3 protein-coding genes are annotated in these 3098 nt (G+C 68.5%); all 3 read left to right on the top strand.

Annotation, left to right across the window (positions count from 1 at the left end; genetic code table 11):
* The coding region (locus tag QZY48_RS13000; RefSeq protein ID WP_295431281.1) for a hypothetical protein at positions 1-318 on the top strand (318 nt) is incomplete at its 5' end.
* A 23-nt stretch (positions 319-341) separates the two neighbouring features.
* Positions 342-1136 carry a sulfite exporter TauE/SafE family protein gene (locus QZY48_RS12995; RefSeq protein ID WP_295431280.1) on the top strand — a complete coding sequence of 265 codons (795 nt, stop codon included), beginning with the start codon at positions 342-344 and terminating at the stop codon, positions 1134-1136.
* Positions 1137-1374: 238 nt separating this feature from the next.
* A complete protein-coding gene (locus QZY48_RS12990; RefSeq protein WP_295431279.1) occupies positions 1375-2931 on the top strand; it encodes an ATP-binding protein in 1557 nt (518 codons plus the stop codon).
* Positions 2932-3098: the final 167 nt, after the last annotated feature.

Genomic DNA, 3098 nt, shown 5'->3' with positions numbered 1-3098 from the left:
CTGACGGTGTCGGGGCTGGAACAGTCAGGGCTGGAAGCCCTGACTACGCCGCCCCGCACGCTGGCCATCGAGCTAGCGGTCGAGAGGACTTTCATGTTCCGGGGTGGCGCGGGTGCCATGACCGTTAGCCGCGACGAGGCCAAGGCAGCGCGCGAGGTCGCGTCGCGGCTGAAGCCGCTCCCACAGCGTCGCTGCGCGACTTTTCAGGGCAAACGGCCAGGTAGCAAGTACCGCAGCCGTCCGGGCGTTGCAAGATTCCCCGACAGCCGGGATGGTGGATGCGCTACGCTTGCCCATCCCACCGATCCGGTTCGCTGACCCTAACCCCTGGCGATTGCCCCATGCCCATCCTCGACCTCGCAGGCTTCCTGCTCACCGGCGTCCTCTCCGGACTGCTCGCCGGTCTTTTCGGCGTCGGCGGCGGCGCCATCATGGTGCCGGCCCTGATCCTGCTCTTCGGCCATCTGGGGATCGGCGGGGACTGGGGTCCGCACCTGGCGGTGGGCACCTCGCTCGCGGCCATCGTCGGTACCGGGGCCGCCTCCGCCCTGGCCCACCAGCGGCGCGGCGGCGTGCGCTGGGATCTGGTGGTCGGCCTGGCGCCGGGGATCGTGCTGGGGGCCTGGGCGGGCGCGGCCATCGCCGGGTTCATGCCGGGGCTCTGGCTCAAGCGCCTGTTCGCCGCCTTTCTGTGTTACGTGGGGCTGCGCATGTTGATCCCGCGCCGGGCGACCGGGCACCGGCCCCTGCCCGGCAAGGCGGGCCTGTGGGCCGTCGGCAGCGGCATCGGCGCCCTGTCCGCGCTGGTCGGGATCGGCGGGGGCACCATGACGGTGCCCTTCCTCGCCCGCTGCGGGCTCGACCTGCGTCAAGCGGTGGGCACCTCGGCCGCCTGCGGGGTGCCGATCGCCATCGCCGGGGCCATCGGCTTCGTGGTGGTGGGCTGGGGACGGGAGGGGTTGCCGGCCATGACCTCCGGCTTCGTCTACTGGCCGGCGGTGCTCCTGATGCTGATCGCCAGTATCCCCACCGCACCGCTCGGCGCGCGCCTGGCACACAGCCTGCCGGTGGCCGTGCTCAAGCGGGCCTTCGGCGTCCTGCTGCTGCTGATTGCGGCGCGGCTGGCCTTTGGTTGAGGTCCGCCGGCGCTCGGTCCGCACAGCGGACCCTACCAAGACCCCGAAAACCCTGCTAATGTCCGGCCCAAGACGCACCAGTTCCGCGCGCCCGGGCGCTGGAGCAACACAGCACCGCGAACCACGGAGCAGTCCGACCGCCTTCGCCGAACCACCCGGAGACACCGTCACTATCTGGGTTGACCGGAACCCTCACCGGCGGCATCGTGACCGGACACGTCCACTCCCGAGACCGACCATGACGACCCGCAAGCTGCCGATCGGCATCCAGACCTTCGCGAAGATCCGTGAGGACGACTGCTATTACGTCGACAAGACGGGCTTCATCCGGCGGCTGATCGCCGAGGGCAGTCAGTACTTCCTCTCCCGCCCGCGGCGTTTCGGCAAATCGCTGTTGATCGACACCATCGCTGAGGTCTTCGCCGGCAACGAGCTGCTGTTCCGGGGCCTTGAGATCCATCCGCACTGGGACTGGTCGGTCCGCTTTCCGGTCATCCGGCTCAGCTTCGCCGAGGGCGTGCTGCACAGCCGCGCGGCGCTCGACGCCCGGATCGACGACCTGCTGCGCATCAACGCCGAGGCGCTCGAGCTGACCCTGCATCCGGGGCTCGACGTGGCCGGCACCTTCGGCGACCTGATCCGGCAGGCGCAGGCCCGACACGGCCAACGGGTCGTGGTCCTGGTGGACGAATACGACAAGCCGATCCTCGACAATCTCACCCGGCCGGAGTTGGCCCGCGAGATGCGCGACGGGCTGCGCAATCTGTACTCGGTCATCAAAGGCGCTGACGCCCACCTGCGCTTCGCCTTCCTGACCGGGGTCAGCAAGTTCAGTAAGGTCAGCATCTTTTCCGGGCTCAACAACCTGCACGACATCACCGTCGTCCCGAACTATTCGGCCCTGTGCGGCTATACCGAGGCCGATGTGGATCAGGTCTTCGCCCCGGAACTGCCCGGGCTCGACCGGGCCGAGGTGCGCCGCTGGTACAACGGCTACAACTGGACCGGCGAGGCGGTCTACAACCCCTTCGACCTGCTGTTGCTCTTTCAGGATCGGGTCTTCCGGTCGTACTGGTTCGAGACCGGCACCCCGACCTTCCTGGTCGACCTGCTCACCGCGCGCGGCTTCTTCACCCCGGACCTGGCCCAGTTGCACAGTTCCGAGGCCCTGCTCTCGGCCTTCGACGTGGAGCACATCGCCCCCGAGGCCCTGCTGTGGCAGACCGGCTATCTGACCTTCCACGGCTCCCGGCGCACCGGGGCGCGCATCGAGCACACCCTGGGCTACCCGAACCTGGAGGTACAGACCGCGCTCAACGACGCCCTGCTCAAGGGCCTGATGGGCGACCCCATGGCGGCCGAGCGGGCGCAGAGCCGGCTCTACGACACCCTGGTCGGCGGCGATTTTGCGGCCCTGCGCGCCCATGTGCAGGCCCTGTTCGAGGCGATCCCCCACCACTGGCACGACAACAATCCGATCGCCCGTTACGAAGGCTTCTATGCCAGCGTCTTCTACAGCCACATCGCCGCCCTGGGCCTGGACCTGACCCCCGAGGACGCCACCGCGCACGGGCGCATCGACCTGACACTGCGCTTCGAGGCCCAGGTCTGGCTGTTCGAGTTCAAGGTGGTGGAACTCGCTCCCGCGGGCCGCGCCCTGCAACAGCTCAAGGACCGCGGCTATGCGGACAAATACCGCGCCCTGGGCCAGCCGATCCATCTCATCGGCATCGAATTCAGCCGCGAGCAACGGACCCTGGTCGGCTTCGAGGTCGAGACCCTGGCGCAGGCCTGAGCCGGGGTGAGACTGTTCGTCAAGGCGCCCTAGCCCAGCGCCGGCAGGGGCCGGGCCTCGCCGATCAGTTCCAGGCCCAGGTGGATGCCGGTCGCCGGGTCGATCTGCTGCGTTGTCGTTGTCGTTGTCGTTGTCGTTGTCGTTGTCGTTGTCGTTGTCGTTGTCGT

It is taken from the genome of uncultured Thiodictyon sp., from assembly GCF_903828115.1.
GTDB lineage: Bacteria > Pseudomonadota > Gammaproteobacteria > Chromatiales > Chromatiaceae > Thiodictyon.
The sequence above is the reverse complement of the archived record's forward strand: the minus strand, read 5'-3'. Positions and strand labels throughout refer to the sequence as shown.